The 14373-nt window shown below is 65.2% G+C and carries 14 protein-coding genes; 8 read left to right on the forward strand and 6 right to left on the reverse strand.

All coding sequences use genetic code 11. The features are described 5' to 3' along the window. The first annotated feature begins 18 nt into the window (after positions 1–18). From AC2EBS_RS17500 to queE, 4 genes are all read left to right on the forward strand, one after another. Positions 19–3102 carry a fused MFS/spermidine synthase gene (locus AC2EBS_RS17500; protein ID WP_484729739.1) on the forward strand — a complete coding sequence of 1028 codons (3084 nt, stop codon included), beginning with the start codon at positions 19–21 and terminating at the stop codon, positions 3100–3102. Between the two features lie 93 nt (positions 3103–3195). After that, positions 3196–3714, forward strand: coding sequence for a pilin (locus AC2EBS_RS17505; RefSeq protein ID WP_484729740.1), 519 nt, complete (start codon positions 3196–3198; stop codon positions 3712–3714). 430 nt (positions 3715–4144) lie between these two features. Next, on the forward strand, positions 4145–5275 hold the full coding sequence (locus AC2EBS_RS17510) for a 6-pyruvoyl trahydropterin synthase family protein (protein WP_484729741.1): 1131 nt from the start codon (positions 4145–4147) through the stop codon (positions 5273–5275). Positions 5276–5369: 94 nt separating this feature from the next. Then, entirely contained in the window at positions 5370–6017 is a 648-nt protein-coding gene (gene queE / locus AC2EBS_RS17515) for a 7-carboxy-7-deazaguanine synthase (RefSeq protein ID WP_484729742.1), read from the forward strand. An 82-nt stretch (positions 6018–6099) separates the two neighbouring features. Here the strand turns inward: queE and AC2EBS_RS17520 are convergent, their stop codons facing one another. Beyond that, positions 6100–6804: an OmpW/AlkL family protein gene (locus AC2EBS_RS17520; RefSeq protein ID WP_484729743.1), complete on the reverse strand. Its 705-nt coding sequence runs from the start codon at positions 6802–6804 to the stop codon at positions 6100–6102. Positions 6805–6836: 32 nt separating this feature from the next. Next, positions 6837–7958, reverse strand: coding sequence for an SGNH/GDSL hydrolase family protein (locus tag AC2EBS_RS17525; protein WP_484729801.1), 1122 nt, complete (start codon positions 7956–7958; stop codon positions 6837–6839). A gap of 174 nt (positions 7959–8132) precedes the next feature. Between AC2EBS_RS17525 and AC2EBS_RS17530 the strand changes: the two genes are divergently transcribed. The 3 genes from AC2EBS_RS17530 (at position 8133) to AC2EBS_RS17540 (ending at position 9504) form a co-directional block, all read left to right on the forward strand. Continuing rightward, complete coding sequence (locus tag AC2EBS_RS17530; RefSeq protein WP_484729744.1) at positions 8133–8447, forward strand: nucleotide pyrophosphohydrolase; 315 nt, start codon at positions 8133–8135, stop codon at positions 8445–8447. Positions 8448–8614: 167 nt separating this feature from the next. Further along, a complete protein-coding gene (locus AC2EBS_RS17535) occupies positions 8615–9133 on the forward strand; it encodes a GNAT family N-acetyltransferase (RefSeq protein ID WP_484729745.1) in 519 nt (172 codons plus the stop codon). A gap of 149 nt (positions 9134–9282) precedes the next feature. Continuing rightward, positions 9283–9504, forward strand: coding sequence for a hypothetical protein (locus AC2EBS_RS17540; protein ID WP_484729746.1), 222 nt, complete (start codon positions 9283–9285; stop codon positions 9502–9504). Positions 9505–9543: 39 nt separating this feature from the next. Here AC2EBS_RS17540 and AC2EBS_RS17545 read toward each other — a convergent pair whose 3' ends face one another. Then, a complete protein-coding gene (locus tag AC2EBS_RS17545) occupies positions 9544–10644 on the reverse strand; it encodes a hypothetical protein (RefSeq protein WP_484729747.1) in 1101 nt (366 codons plus the stop codon). A 142-nt stretch (positions 10645–10786) separates the two neighbouring features. On the opposite strand from AC2EBS_RS17545, the gene AC2EBS_RS17550 reads away from it, so the two are divergent. Continuing rightward, positions 10787–11776 (forward strand): helix-turn-helix transcriptional regulator, encoded by a 990-nt coding sequence (locus AC2EBS_RS17550; protein WP_484729748.1) that lies wholly within the window; start codon positions 10787–10789, stop codon positions 11774–11776. Here AC2EBS_RS17550 and AC2EBS_RS17555 read toward each other — a convergent pair. From AC2EBS_RS17555 to AC2EBS_RS17565, 3 genes are all read right to left on the reverse strand, one after another. Further along, positions 11773–12348 carry a cob(I)yrinic acid a,c-diamide adenosyltransferase gene (locus AC2EBS_RS17555; RefSeq protein WP_484729749.1) on the reverse strand — a complete coding sequence of 192 codons (576 nt, stop codon included), beginning with the start codon at positions 12346–12348 and terminating at the stop codon, positions 11773–11775. The genes AC2EBS_RS17550 and AC2EBS_RS17555 overlap by 4 nt on opposite strands. Before the next feature lie 96 nt (positions 12349–12444). Continuing rightward, positions 12445–12699, reverse strand: coding sequence for a hypothetical protein (locus AC2EBS_RS17560; protein ID WP_484729750.1), 255 nt, complete (start codon positions 12697–12699; stop codon positions 12445–12447). A 148-nt stretch (positions 12700–12847) separates the two neighbouring features. Then, complete coding sequence (locus tag AC2EBS_RS17565; protein ID WP_484729751.1) at positions 12848–14350, reverse strand: OmpP1/FadL family transporter; 1503 nt, start codon at positions 14348–14350, stop codon at positions 12848–12850. Between the last annotated feature and the right edge of the window lie 23 nt (positions 14351–14373).

Raw genomic sequence — 14373 nt, forward strand, 5'->3', positions numbered from 1 at the left:
TCCACTTCGGGTCGAAGTATGAATACCCTGGCCTCTCCAGCAACGCACATGGTCACCTCGCCTCCGCAGAGGCACAGAGTTGTGCCTCTGCTTAACGCACTGTTTGTGCTATCTGGCTTCTCTGCGCTGATCTACCAATCGATCTGGTCGCAGTACCTGGGCCTGGTGCTAGGGCACGCCGCCTATGCGCAGACGCTAGTGCTGATGATGTTCATGGGTGGCATGGCGCTGGGGTCGTGGCTTGTGAGCCGATTCAGTCTGCGTTTCTCGCGGCTGATCGGCATCTATGCGCTGGTCGAGGCGTTGGTCGCCATCGCTGGCGCTGGCTTTCACCCACTGTTCCTGGCCTACACCGAGTTCAGCCAGTCGCTGGTATTGCCCGTACTGAAGGACACAGGCTGGGCAACAGCCTGGCAATGGGGCAGTGCGGCGACCTTGATCGCACCTCAGACCATTCTGCTCGGTGCCACCTTTCCGCTGATTGCCTCCGGCATCCTGCGCTCAGGCGCCGAACGCGACGGCGAGGTACTGGGTACGCTGTACTTCACCAACAGCATAGGCGCCGCGATCGGCGTGCTGGTGGCCACCTTCGTCTTGCTGCCGCTATGGGGAATGGCCGGTGCCCTATGGGTGGCCGCGGCAATCAATGCAGTGCTTGCATTGAGTACCGCCTGGCTGAGCGCAATCAGCGGCGAGGCTGGCTGGCGCTCTTCGTCGGCGTCTGCATCTCATTCATCGTCTCCGGCTGCTGCCGCAGAAGCAGTCGGAGTGAGCACAAGCCCTGCCGAGCTTCGTCGTCTGGCCGTGCTGCTGCTGAGCGCCACCTTCATGTCTAGCGCAGCCTCTTTTGCCTATGAGATCGGCTGGGTGCGACTGCTGAACCAGGCCCTGGGTACCACGCTGCATGGATTCGAGTTGATGCTTGCCGCGTTCATCACTGGCCTAGCGCTGGGCGGGCTCTGGGTTCGACGACGCGCAGCGGCTGTTTCGGATGTGGCGCGCTACGCCGGCTATGTGCAGATTGCGATGGGCGCCTCCGCCTTGATCTCGGTGCCGGTGCTGGCCAGCAGCTTCAGCTGGGTCGCCTGGATCATGGGGGCGCTGGCACCCAGCGCCCAGGGTTATCTGCTGTACAGCATCGCCACTGCCATCATCGCCATCCTGGTGATGGTGCCTGCGGCATTCTTCGCCGGAATGACGCTGCCTCTCTTCACGACAGCTTTGCTCCGCAAGGGTGCAGGCGAGCGAGCAATCGGCCAGATCTACGCCGCCAACACGCTGGGCGCAATCGTCGGAGTCTTGCTGTCCGTCCACGTGCTCATGCCGGTTCTGGGCGTCAGCCTCACCGTTGTGACCGCAGCAACCGTCGATGTGTTGATCGGCGTTGTACTGCTGCGCGGTGTCAGTCCAAGGCGCTGGACTCTCCCGGTCTTGGCGGCTTCACTGCTGGCGGCGCTGCTGCTGGCTGTTGTTGTGCGCATCGGCTTGCCAGATCGCACCGACCAGGCTTCCGGTGTATTCAGGCACGGACAACTGCATACAAGCGCCAAGGAACTGATCTATTACAAGGATGGGGCTACTGCTTCGATCTCTGTGGCTCAAACTGGGCGCCAACTTTCCATCACCACCAATGGAAAGCCGGATGCTGGACTGACCCGCATGGGTGATGAGCCGACAACCGATGAAGTCACGATGCTGATGCTCGGTGCCTTGCCACTGGCACTACACCCGAACCCGGAGCGCATCGCCCTGGTCGGATGGGGATCTGGCCTGAGCACCCACACGGTTCTTGGCTCGCCGGTGCCCAAGCAGGTGGACACAATTGAGATCGAACATGCGATGTGGGAGGGTGCCAAACTGTTCAACGAGCGGAACTGGCGAGCCTATGAAGACCCACGCTCGAAAGTTCATTTCGAGGACGCTCGGCGATTCCTGGGCGGCGGTGTGGAACCGTATGACGTGTTGATCTCGGAACCCTCCAATCCCTGGGTCAGCGGCGTTGCCAGTCTGTTCACAAAGGAGTTCTATGCCATCGCAAAGCGCCATCTCAAGGAAGACGGCCTGCTGATCCAGTGGATCCATCTCTACGAGATGTCCGATGCACTTCTCGCCGAAATGGTGGGCGCTTTGCTGGTTGAGTTCCCGAACAGCGATGTCTACTTGACGAACTTCGCCGATCTGATCGTGGTCGGCGCGAAAGGCAAGCTGGGTGACATCAGTGCTGAACCTTGGCGTCATGCCCAACTTGCCAATGAGCTGCGCCGAGTGGGCCTGAGCGGTGCTGATGATCTGAAGGTGCGGCGCATCGGCGGCCCGGGTGCACTGAAGAACTTCGTGCAACAGCACGGTGCCAAGCCTTATACGGACTTCCATCCGACAGTCGCTCTTGCAGCACCGGCAAAGCGGTTCGAGCGCCAGAGAGCAGGCCTGCTGCCTCAACTTGTCGCGCAAGGCATGCCGGTGCTCAACGTGCTGGAATGCCGCAAGCCGCTGCCGGCAACAGCCACGGTGACTGCCGATCCCTTTGGCCAGCTGGCGCGCCTGCATGTCGATGCCATCGACGCAGCAAACGGCGTGCTTGGCAGGCAAAGCACAGCTGAGCTCTACCGCCGCAACTCAAGCCTGGCGGAAACCGTCACCATGCTGCTGGCCTTCCGGCGTGGTGTGTTGCCTCTGGATCCCGTTGCGCTGAGAGAGCAACTCGGCGTGCTTGCCGGCTCGACCTTGGGCCATCTCGATGCCGAGCTGCAGAAGAGCCTCTGGAATGCTTCCGAGTGGCGGCGCGCCATCCCTGGCATGACCAGCAATCATCTTGCGCAGATCGAGTTGTACGCTGCGATGGCCTCAGCCGACTGGACGACCGCTGCAGCAAAGGCCAGGCACTTGCTGGGCCGGGACGGTGGAAATGCAACCCCGCGACTTCGCGAGCAATACCTCGTATTGGGCATGCTGGCCAGCTTGGCGAGCGGGGAGCGCGACGCGGTATCGACATGGGAGTCAGGGCTCGGCCAACAAGTGCCTCGCGGTCCAATGAATGCTCTGCGAGACTTCCTGAAAACATGGAGCACCAATGAGCCCGCTTGCGCGGCTGACAGCCGCTAAGCAAGACTCCCATCTCCGAAATCACCAACGGCCCAGCAGACGGAAGATATGTGCAGACAGTGGAAAGCAGCAGACCCACCTCACACTTCGGCAATGGCCAGACCACTTGAAAACAATGCACAGCCTCGACCACTGATTTCGGCAATGGCCAGACCACTTGAAAACAATGCACAGCCTCGACCACTGATGCAGGGTGGCTTCGGACTGCTCGAAGTACTGCTCGCATGCGCGCTCGTTGCTGTGCTGGTCGGCATAGCGCTGCCGACCTACAACAGCCACGTCACCCGCTCTCGACTCAGCGAAGCCATCTCCTTGGCTTCCACTGCCAAGCTGGCGTTGGGCGAGGCTTGCACCGGCGCCTACCTCAATGGCGCGAACAACGCGAGCCTGAGGCTGGCCGATGCAGCGGCATTCGCCTCGTCAAAGGTCGTCAACAGCATTGAAGCAAGCGGCTCAAGTGCCACGCAGGCAAGGATCGAAGTGAAGCTCAAGGCCATTGGTTCCCTGAAGAGCGACGACATCCTTCTTTTCGAAGGCGTCTGCAATCCCGCTGCTGGCCTGACATGGACTTTGTCTGGATCACGCCCTGAAATCACCAAGCTCGTTCAATGATGTTTCAGTCTCATGCACGCGAGGCTGCATGGTTGCTGAGTGACCTCTTGTCCAGAAGCCGGGCCAGTTGCCCGGCTTTCTTTTTGCCCGCCTGTCAAGGTACAAGCCTGGGGACAAGTCTTGCGCAAGACGGGCCTTATCCACAGCAAAACGCCTTCCCACCAAGTTGTTGTACTTCCGCGCGCGGCCAAACCCGGGTACCGCGCACAGGGTTCGCGTGCGGCCAAGTGCTTGGCACGCGGCGTGTTTTTGGGCTTGTCCACAGCGCGAGCGGGCCTCTACCACCACCACCACGTATTGATCTGAATACATTGAATACAGCTGTGGACTGCCCAGCTTGCGCGTGTTGTGCGTCTGTGTCGGGTATGCCGCGCCGCTGTCTGCCCGGCCCAGCAGTCGTGTCACACTGCGGCCCGCGATGCAGCAGCACATGAGCACCCCCACCCATCCCGCCATCACCGTTAGCACCACCTACTCGGCTTCCTGCGGTTTCGAGTCGGCCTGCCATATCCCGGCGCTGCCTGACACGCATCGCAGCCACGGGCTGCATGGACATAGCTACTTCGCCACCGTGCGGGCTGCACTGCCGGCGGGCTGGGCACCTTTCGCGGGGGCCGAGGTGGAAGAACTGCGTCGCCGGCTGGAGGCCTGCGTCGCGCCGCTGGACCATGCGCTTCTGAACGCACAGATCGAACAGCCCACCGACGAGAACATCGCGCGCTGGATACGCCATCGTCTGGAGCAGGAGTTCGGCGTCCCTGGCATCCTGCAGGTCGGCGTGCAGAGCACGGCGCAGACCGGCGTGGACCTGGATGCCAATGGTCAGGCGCATGTCTGGCGGCGCTATCGCTTCCAGGCTGCCCACAAGCTGCCCAATGTGCCGCTGGGCCACAAGTGCGGCCGCATGCATGGTCATGGCTTCGAGGTCATCGTCCATGCCAACCAGGACCTGGGTGAGCGCGACCTGGCCATCGATTACGACCACCTGGACGAGATCTGGGCGCCGTTCCAGATACAGCTGAACTACCAGTGCCTCAACGAGATCGACGGCCTGACCAACCCGACCAGCGAAGTGATCTCCTCCTGGCTGTGGGACCGCATCAAGCCGCAGCTGCCGGAGCTGAGCTGGGTCACCGTCTACGAGACCGGCAGCAGCGGCGCCAACTACGACGGGCAGCGCTACCGCATCTGGAAGGAGCTGACGCTGGACAGCGCCATCCGACTGAAAAACGCTCCTGCCGGCAGTCCGCTGGCAGCCATCCACGGCCACACCTACACGCTGCGCCTGCACCTCAGCGCCGAGCTGGATGCAGTGATGGGCTGGACGGTGGACTACGGCGATGTGAAGACGCGCTTCGATCCGATCTTCAAGGCCATCGATCACCGGCCCTTGTACGAGATCGCTGATCTGCCCGATGGCGACACCGCCAGCCTGGCTGCCTGGGTGCTGGACAAGGGCCGCGGCGCGCTGCCGCAGCTGGACCGCGTGGACATGTACGAGACGCGCGGCTCGGGATCTATCGTCAGCACCGAAGACAGCGAAGCGCTGATTCCGGTGTGAAACCAGAAGCCAGGGCCGAGCGCCGGGCCGCTCCCAAGCCGGCCCTCATCCCCTCGGGGGATCGGCGAATGGTCCCATTCGACGAGGGGCAGACATGACTTACGCCGTCAAGGAAATCTTCTACACGCTGCAGGGCGAGGGCGCCCAGGCAGGTCGTGCCGCGGTGTTCTGCCGCTTTGCCGGCTGCAATCTGTGGAGCGGGCGCGAGCAGGACCGCGAGGGTGCGGTATGCAGCTTCTGCGATACCGACTTCGTCGGCACCGATGGTCAGGGCGGCGGCAAGTTCGCTACCGCGGCCGAGCTGGCCGAGGCCATTGCCGCGAAGTGGCCCAGGGATGCCTCAGGCAGCCTGCCGGGCAAGCCCTATGTGGTGTGTACCGGCGGCGAGCCGCTGCTGCAGCTGGACACGCCGCTGATCGAAGCCCTGCATGCGCGCGGCTTCGAGATCGCGGTCGAGACCAATGGCACCCAGCCGGCGCCGCCGGGCCTGGACTGGATCTGCGTCAGCCCCAAGGCCGATGCGGAGCTGGTGCTGCGTTCAGGCGATGAACTGAAGCTGGTCTATCCCCAGCCGCTGGCGCGGCCGGAGCTCTTCGAAGGGCTGGACTTCAAGCACTTCTTCCTGCAGCCGCTGGATTCGGTGCTGCAGCGCCAGCACACGCGCGAGGCAGTGGCTTACTGCATGGCCCATCCGCAGTGGCGGCTGTCGGTGCAGATGCACAAGGTCGTTGGCATCGACTGATGCAGCCAGTGCGGCAGCACGTGTGGACAAGTCTGTGGATGATCCCGGGGCAAGCTGTGGCTTGCCCGGGATAAGTTGCCGATCAGAACGAGTAGTCGAAGGCGATCGTCACGGCTGCCGGGTCCAGGCGCGTGTCTATGGTCTGGCCGGTGGACAGCGTTCCCGTGGTCTTCAGACGCACCTTGGTGATCGATGCATCGACGGACCAGCGCTTGTCCAGGCGGACCATGGCGCCCAGTTGTGCGGCCGGGCCGCCCGCGTTGTCCATGCTCAGCGTGGTCGGTTTGGCGGGCGAACCGCCGGTGAGACCGGACAGCGCTGCCGTGCCGCGCGAGCGGAAGAAGCGGGCATAGGTGCCGCCCACGCCGACATAGGGCCGAATCATCGAGTCGCGATTGCCGAAGCGGTACTGCACCGTCATCGTGATCGGCAGGGCCTGCACCGTGCCCAGCGTGCCCACGCCGGCGATCGCACCATCGCCGACGATCCTGTGCTTGAAGGGCAGGCCGAGCGGCAGGTCGACGACGATGCTGTCGGTCAGCGCATAGCTGATGCCTGCGCTGGCCATCGTGGCATTGCCCACATCGATCTTGGTGCCGGCAAAGCTGGGTGCGCTGAGGTTGCCGCTGTCCACAGAGGGCATGATGGTGGTCATGCCGACGCGTGCGCTGAAGCGGCTGAGTTCCAGGCTCTGCGCCTGCGCGCTGCCCACTGCGCAAAGGCCGGCCGAGACGAGGCCCAGCGTGACGAGAGCGGTCTTGTGAGCGTGCTTGATGTGCTTCTTCATTGCGGTCTCCGATCTCTGCTGCAGCTGCCGGCTCACAGCCAGCCCTTGGTGGCCAGGGTCTTGGAGATCAGCTGGGCGAGCAGCTGATGGCCGTAAGGCGTCGGATGGAAGCTGTCCGAGAACGCATAGCTCTTCCACCAGTCGGCGCCGCTGGCGCCGGCCGGTGGCGAGGCGGAGAGCGCCGCCGCGGTGCAGGTCGGGAAGGTGTAGCTGGGCAGACCGTCGCTGCCCACGCCGGTGATCGGGCAGGCCGGAGTCTTCACATTGGTGAGGCTGAACTGCGCCGGCATCGCGACCTGGTCGTTGAAGCCGGTATAAAAGTCCACGATCGCGACGCGCGTCTCACCCTCGAAGCGCTTGGCTAGTTCGGCGTTGAAGGCCTCGACCCAGCCCTTGAACAGGGCTTCGGCCTGGCCGCGTGCCGCGGCACCGGTGGCGCCGCCGCCATTGGCGGCAGCAATGGCATCGAGCACGAACTGGAAGCGTGGCGTGTTGGTGATGCCCGGCATGTTCAGCACGACGACACGGCGGGCGCCCTTGTCCAGCGCGCTGCTCTTGATCGAGGTGTGGAACTTCGCGGCCAGCGCCTGCATATAGGCACCGCCGACATTGGCCATGCCGGCCGCGCCACCGGCCAGTGCAGTGCCGACCTGCGTGGGCGTGAGCAGCGTGCCGAGCAGGGCTGCGTAGCTCGCGGCCTGGTCGCGCGGCGCATTGAGGTAGGCGCCGACCAGGGCCGCCGCATCGTTGCCGCCGCCGTCGATCAGCAGCAGGTCATTGGCGCTGAAGCTGCCGGCCGTGGCCAGCTGCAAAGGAATGCCGCGCGGATCGGCCGGGTTGCTGTGGTTGATCACCGCGCCGCCGATCGCGTAGTTGGTGCAGCCGGTCTTGCTGTTGACGGTGAAGGTGGTGCCGGTGAAGAGGTAGAAGGGGCACAGGCTCAGGCCATAGCTCTGCGCCACGCGCTCGGGGAAGATCAGCGAGTCGCTACCCTGCACGGTGAACTTCAGGCCGAAGGTGCCCGAGTCGGCCAGGCTGTCGCCAAAGACCTTGACCGACTTGACGCCGGTGTCGGCCGGGGTGGTATCCGCGCCGCCGCCGCCGCAGGCGGCGAGGACGAGGCTGGCCGCCAGGGCCAGCATTCGCTGGTGCATCGCATTCATGGCTTGCTGTCTCCGTGGGTATCGGCCCTGCCTTGCCGCCACCGCGGAGGGGCAGGTCCGATGTCTTGTTGTTGCTAGCTAGCGATGACTACTCTAGCGAGGCAGCCATCGGGCCGAACCGAGTGCTTACCCCATGCATGCGCGAGGCCGTGCCACACTGAGGCCATGGACATTGCCGATCTGCAGCGCAGGCTGCGCGCGTTCGCCGCGGCGCGACGCTGGGAGCCCTATCAGACGCCGAAGAACCTGGCCATGGCCATGGTGGTGGAGGCGGCCGAACTGGTGGAGATCTTCCAGTGGCTCACGCCGGAGGAGTCTGTGGCCATCGCTGCGGATGCGCAACGGCACCAGCACCTGGGCGAGGAGATCGCCGATGTGCTGCTCTACCTGCTGCAGATCGCCGACCACAGCGGCGTGGACATCGAGCAGGCCGTCGAGCGCAAGCTGGCGAAGAACGCGCTGAAGTATCCGCCGCCCTGAGCAGCAGGTGCGACGGCCCGGTCCGCGGGCGAGATCGGGAAATTTCCTGCTGTCAAGCGCCGGACTTCAGCGCAATGGCAGAGAAAATTCGCCGCTTCGATTTCTGTGCAACACACCGGCGCTCAAGCGGAGTGCCGGGTTTGCCCTTTCGCTTTTTCTGGTTGCGTATGTCGAGTATTCAGGTTCGTCCCGCCACGTTGCGTGACGCCAAGGCCATTGCCGAGATCCATGTCTCTTCTTCGCAAGGCGCGTACCGGGGCCTGCTCCCGGACGCGCATCTGGATGCGCTGTCGGTGCAGAAGCGCCAGGCTTTCTGGCGCGAGGCCATCGATATGTGCGAGCCCCAGGTGCTGGTGGCTCATGTCGACAACGAAATGATGGGTTTCGTCGGCTTCGATCGCTCGCGCGACAAGGGCACGCCCTCGAGCACGGGCGAGATCTGGGCGATCTATGCCAAGCCTGAGCACTGGGACAAGGGCGTGGGCCTGGCGCTGTGGGATGCCGCGCGCGATGGCCTGCAGGAAGAGGGCTGCACCAAGGTCACCTTGTGGACCTGGCTGCGCAACGAACGCGCGCTGCGCTTCTTCGAGCAGGCGGGCTTCAAGCGCGATCTCGGCAGCGCCAAGACGGCCGAGGTGGGTGGTGTGCGTCTCGAAGAGCTGCGCTTGCAGCGTTCGCTGGTCTGAGCAGCGAGAGCCACGGACCAGCAGGGTCAGGTCTTGCTAGCAGTCTAGGGATCAGGCGGCCAATCGTCCTGCCGGTGCGAACTTCTACGCACAGCTTCGCGCTCGAGCAGCCGATATGAGTGCCAGGTGATGCTAGATTCACCAAGAAAATGAGCAGCGGATTCGACAGACAGATTGCAGGTGGGATGTGGCGCGTGGTCTTCCATGAGCGCCGCGGCTACCGCGTCCATCTGGAACGCACCGGTCCCTGGCTGCCGAGCAAGAAGATGGCTCAGCAGTGGGCCGAGTGGTTCGGCTCCATGGGCCACCATGTGGCGCTGCAGGATCAGTACGGCAATCTGGAGAAGCTCTATCAAGGGCTGCCCGGCTAGGCCGGGTGATCCGGTCTTGCTCGCTACGCCAGACCGTTTTCAGGCAGCGGCGCGGTAACCGCGACGCTCCAGCGCCCAACCTTCGGTGGCCCGCGGCGCGGCATGGCGCTGCACATGCACGGTGGTCAGGCGCTTGGCAGCGGCACGCTGCACCAGGCTTTCCGCTTGCGTGGCGCTCAACTGCATGGCGAAGCGCGTCCAGCGCTTCATCACCAACGCATCGCTCCACGCGTCTTCCAGCGCCCAGCGGATCTCGTGCGTGGCCAGCAGCGCGTCCTTGCTGTTGCGCAGCACGCGCGGCACCAGCGCCATCACGAAGCGGTTGAAATCACCGCGCAGCGCCTCGTCGGCCGGCAGCAGGGCCTCGATGCGGGCCAGGCGCTGGCTCCAGCCCGGCGTGGCCAGCTGGCGCGTCACCAGAGCCTGCAGGGCCTGGATGGGGTTGAACAGGCGCAGCCGGTTCGGCGGCAGCACATGCAGCGGGATGCAGGCGGCCTGCTCGTGCGGCAGCTCGGTGACGAAGCTGCACAGCACCGCGATGCGCTGCCACTCGGCCGCGCCCAGGCCAGCCACTTCGGTGAACGGGCCCTGGCTCAGGCTGGCAGCCAGCTCGGCGGCGCTGGACCAGCCATGCGCTGCCTTAGCGGCGTTGGCCTGGCGGCTGAGCATGGCGATATTGCCGGCGGCATAGCCGGCATCGTCGCGCACGCGGTCGATCGACGCATTGCTTTCGTCGAGCAGCGTGCGGGTGATGGGGCAGTGCTCGACGCTGATCTGCTGCAGGTAGTTGGGCGTCAGCTCCAGCGTCTCGAAGCTGCGGCCGCGCGCCCAGGCATGGCTACGCAGCGCCAGCCACAGGCGGGTGTGGCGGCTGGCCTTGAGCGTGCGGCGGCCGAAGGTGGCGCGGCCAGCCAGCCAGCCCTGGCGCAGCGGCGAGGTGGCGAACAGATGCGCGGTCGGCGGCGTCATGCCATGGTGCGCATGGTCCCAGCCCAGTTCGAAGCCCAGACGTTCGTGGGCGCTCAAGTGCGAGCCTGCCGAAGACTGATGTGCCTGCTCGGCCATGCCCAGTTCCAGCTGCGCCGGTGCCGCGGGGGCTTGATGCTGCTTGTGTTCAACGGCTGCGAAGAGATGTGCCATGGTGTGCTCCTGCTCCAATTGCTGCTGTAAGGGGCTGCCGAATCAATCAACCCTGTGGCACAGTCTGAGCTGCAGGTGGCTCATGGCGTGAGCTACCCTGGAGTTGCGGGAAAACACCGAGCAGGACGGGACGGACGAAACCATGGACCGCACCGAGCGCTTCTACAAGATAGAGATGCTGATCCGCTCGCGCGAGTGCGTGAGCTTCGCCGCCTTGCTGGAGGCCCTGGAGGTCTCGCCCGCGACGCTGAAGCGCGACCTGCAGTACTTGCGCGAGCGCCTGGATGCGCCGATCGAGTACGACGCGTCCAGCAACGGCTATCGCTTCGGCCAGCAGTGGCGCGGCGCGGCCGGCGCCCGCCACGAGCTGCCCGGCGTGTGGTTCAACGAGCGCGAGCTGCACGCGCTCTTGACCATGCATCAGCTGATGTCGAGCCTGGACGAGAACGGCATCCTGAGTCGCCATCTGCAGCCCATGTTCGACAAGATCAGCAGCATGCTCGGTGGCGATGCGGCCGAGGCGCAGGAGCTGACGCGGCGCGTCAAGCTGATCAGCACCGCGCGTCGCCGCGTGGCCAGCGACTGCTTCGAGACCGTGGGCAGCGCGGTGGTGCAGCGCCGGCGGCTGCGGCTGCGCTATCGCAAGCGCGGCAAGGGTGGTGGCACGGTCAGCGAGCGCCTGGTTTCGCCGCAGCGCCTGGTGCACTACCGCAATACCTGGTACCTCGATGCCTGGTGCCACCAGAGCGAAGGCTTGCGGCGCTTCGCGCTCGATGCGATCGAGTCGGCCGAGCTGTTGGCCGACAAGGCCAGGCCGGTGGCGCTGAAGGCGCTGGAGGCCGAGCTGGACCGCGGCTACGGCATCTTCGCCGGCGGCGAGGCGCAGCGGGCCGAGCTGGTGTTCAGCGCCGAGGCGGCGCAGTGGGTCTCACACGAGGAGTGGCACCCAGAGCAGCACAGCCGCTGGCTGGACGATGGCCGCTGGCAGCTCAGCGTGCCCTATGTGGACGCGACCGAGCTGCTGATGGACCTGCTGCGCCATGCCGGGCAGGTGGAGGTGAGGGCGCCGGCGGCGCTGCGCCAAGCCTACGCTAAACGGCTGAGGGAAGCCGCCGCAGCGCTGGACACTTAGGCCTGCTCGCGCTTGAGCCGCTCGCTGTGCCAGTAGACGTCGTCGCCGCCCAGGCCGTCGAGATTGGCACGGTTGAGCACGCGGGCCAGCACGAAGAGCAGGTCCGACAGCCGGTTCAGGTACTGGCGCGGCGCGGCATTGAGCGTCTCGTGGCCGGCCAGCGTGACCACCGCTCGCTCGGCGCGGCGCGCCACCGTGCGGCACACGTGGGCGACGGCGGCGCTGCGCGTGCCGGCCGGCAGGATGAATTCCTTCAGCCGTGGCAGCGTCTCGTTGTAATGGGCCAGCGCCTCGTCCAGGCGCAGCACGGCCTCGTCCTTGAGCAGCGCGAAGCCGGGCATGCTCAGCTCGCCGCCGAGGTTGAACAGCTCGTGCTGGATGGTGACCAGCAGTTCGCGCACATCGTCAGGCAGCGGCTCGGCGAGCAGCACGCCCAGGTTGGAGTTCAGTTCGTCGACATCGCCTATGGCCTGGATGCGCAGATGGTCCTTGGGCACACGGCTGCCGTCGCCGAGTCCGGTCGTGCCATCGTCGCCGGTGCGGGTTGCGATCTGGGAAAGTCGGTTGGCCATGACAGGGCGCTGATGCGGGATCGTTGTTGATCAACAGGACCCGCATCTTGCCTGATGCGCCAGACGCTTTTGCGAGAAGGGTCTGGCGCGCGTCTCTCAGCCGCGCTTGCCGCTGCGGTGAAAGTCGGCAGGCTTGTGCGTGGCGTTCTCATCGTGCCCGTGAGCGCCGCTGCTGCCATGGTAGGGGCCGTGAGAGGGTGGCGGGCCGGGCGGCAGCTCGGGTTTCCTGCTGCCCAGCTTCAGCCATTCGCGCCAGATCAGACCGAAGAGGTCGAAACGGATTGCGCCAAGCACGGCAACAGCCAGCAAGGCGATGAGCAGCACGGTGCTGGTGTCCAGGGTATCTGCCATGGTGCAAGCCTCCTCGAAGTGGTCTTAGCCAATACTCCCACCATGGCGGTCGGGCGGCAAGGGGCTTGTGCGCGAACTCAGCCAATCCGCTTGTATCGCGGCTTAGCCTTCGCCAGCCACAGGGCCCTTCCGGACCCTGTGCGCGGGCTCAGAACTTGTGGTTGTACTGGATGCCGATGAGGGCGGAGTTCACCTTGTAGCGACCGACCACCGTCGCGCAGCTCGAGGTGTTGGCGGCCGGATTGCAGACGGCCGATCCCACGGCGTTGAGCTGGCCGCCGTTGTCGTAGCTGTAGATCTCGCCCGGGGCGACGTGGATGTAGCTGAGCGCGAAGTCCACCGAACGCTTGTTGTCGAACTTCCAGTTCAGGCCGGCTGACAGCCAGCTGCGGTCGCCATCGGGAATCGAGGGCGTGCGGTTGGCCTGGGTCACCGGCGACTGGTCGTAGGCCACGCCGCCGCGCAGCGCCAGCTTCTCGCTGTACTGGTGGCTGACGCCCAGCGAGGCGCGCACGGTGTTGGTCCAGCGCTGCGGCGTGACCGAGTCGGGCAGGTTGTTGGCGAAGTCCACGCGCAGCTCCTGGAAGCGCGAGTGGCGGGTGATCGTCACGTCGCCCATCACGGCGGTGCGCGCATCGTGCTTCTTGTAGAAGGAGAAGGACAGCGACTCCGGCGTCTTCACCGCCAGCTGCGCAGCGCTGTCGGTGTAAGCGCCCAGCAGATTGGCGCGCACCTGGCTGCCGAGGCCGGGCTGGACGCTGTTGAGCAGCGTGGCCAGATTGTCGGCGGCGGTCTGCACCTGCCAGCGGGCGTCGCCCTTGAGCGTGTGCTTGATCGCAGAGCGGTAGGCGATGCCGAAGCGGGTGTCGGCATCGGGCATGTACATCAGGCCGAGGTTGAAGCCGGCGCCCCAGTCATCGCCTTCGATATCGACCCGGCCGGAATAGCTGGGATTGCCGGAGGCGGTCTTGATCAGGCCGCCGAGCTGGTTGATCACCGCAGCGCGGATGATCTCGATGGGAACGCCGGGCACGGCGTTGGCCCGCACCTGGGCCTCGACGATGGACGCCATCGCGCCGGAGCCGAAGTCGGCACCCTTGGCCAGCTTGCCGCTGATGTGCTGCAGGCTGAGGCCGGCGCCGACGCTGAGCACCGGGCTCAGCTTGTAGGCCAGCGAGGGGTTGAGGGTGAGCGTCTGCAGCTCGGTGCCGATGCTGTTGTAGCGGCCCGTCCAGGCACTGTCGTACTCGCTCTTGGAGCCGAAGGGCACGAAGAAGCCGAGACCGGCGCTCAGCCGCTCGCTCAGGCGATGGCTCAGGTAGGCGTGCGGCACGGCAGCCGGCTCGACGAAGTCGCCCGGAGCGCCGCCGCGCGTGCTCAAGCCGAATTGGGTGAAGCTGCCTGCATCGGTGAAGCGGCCCTTGGGCAGCACGATGTTCAGCACGCCGCTGGCCTGCGTGCCGTCCAGCAGCGTGAGGCCGGCCGGGTTGTAGAACTGCACCGAGGCATCAGCCGCCTCGGCCGCGTTGGCGTTCGCAGTGCCCTGGGCCGAGGCCGATTGGGAGCCGAAGTGGTAGCCGGAGGCCTGGACCAGCGAGGTGCTCAGCGCGCCCAGCAGGGCGATCAGCAGGGGTTTGACAGCGGCGCGCATGGGGCTTGCTCCTATAGATCGTT

The sequence above is a fragment of the Roseateles sp. T103 genome (assembly GCF_057219915.1).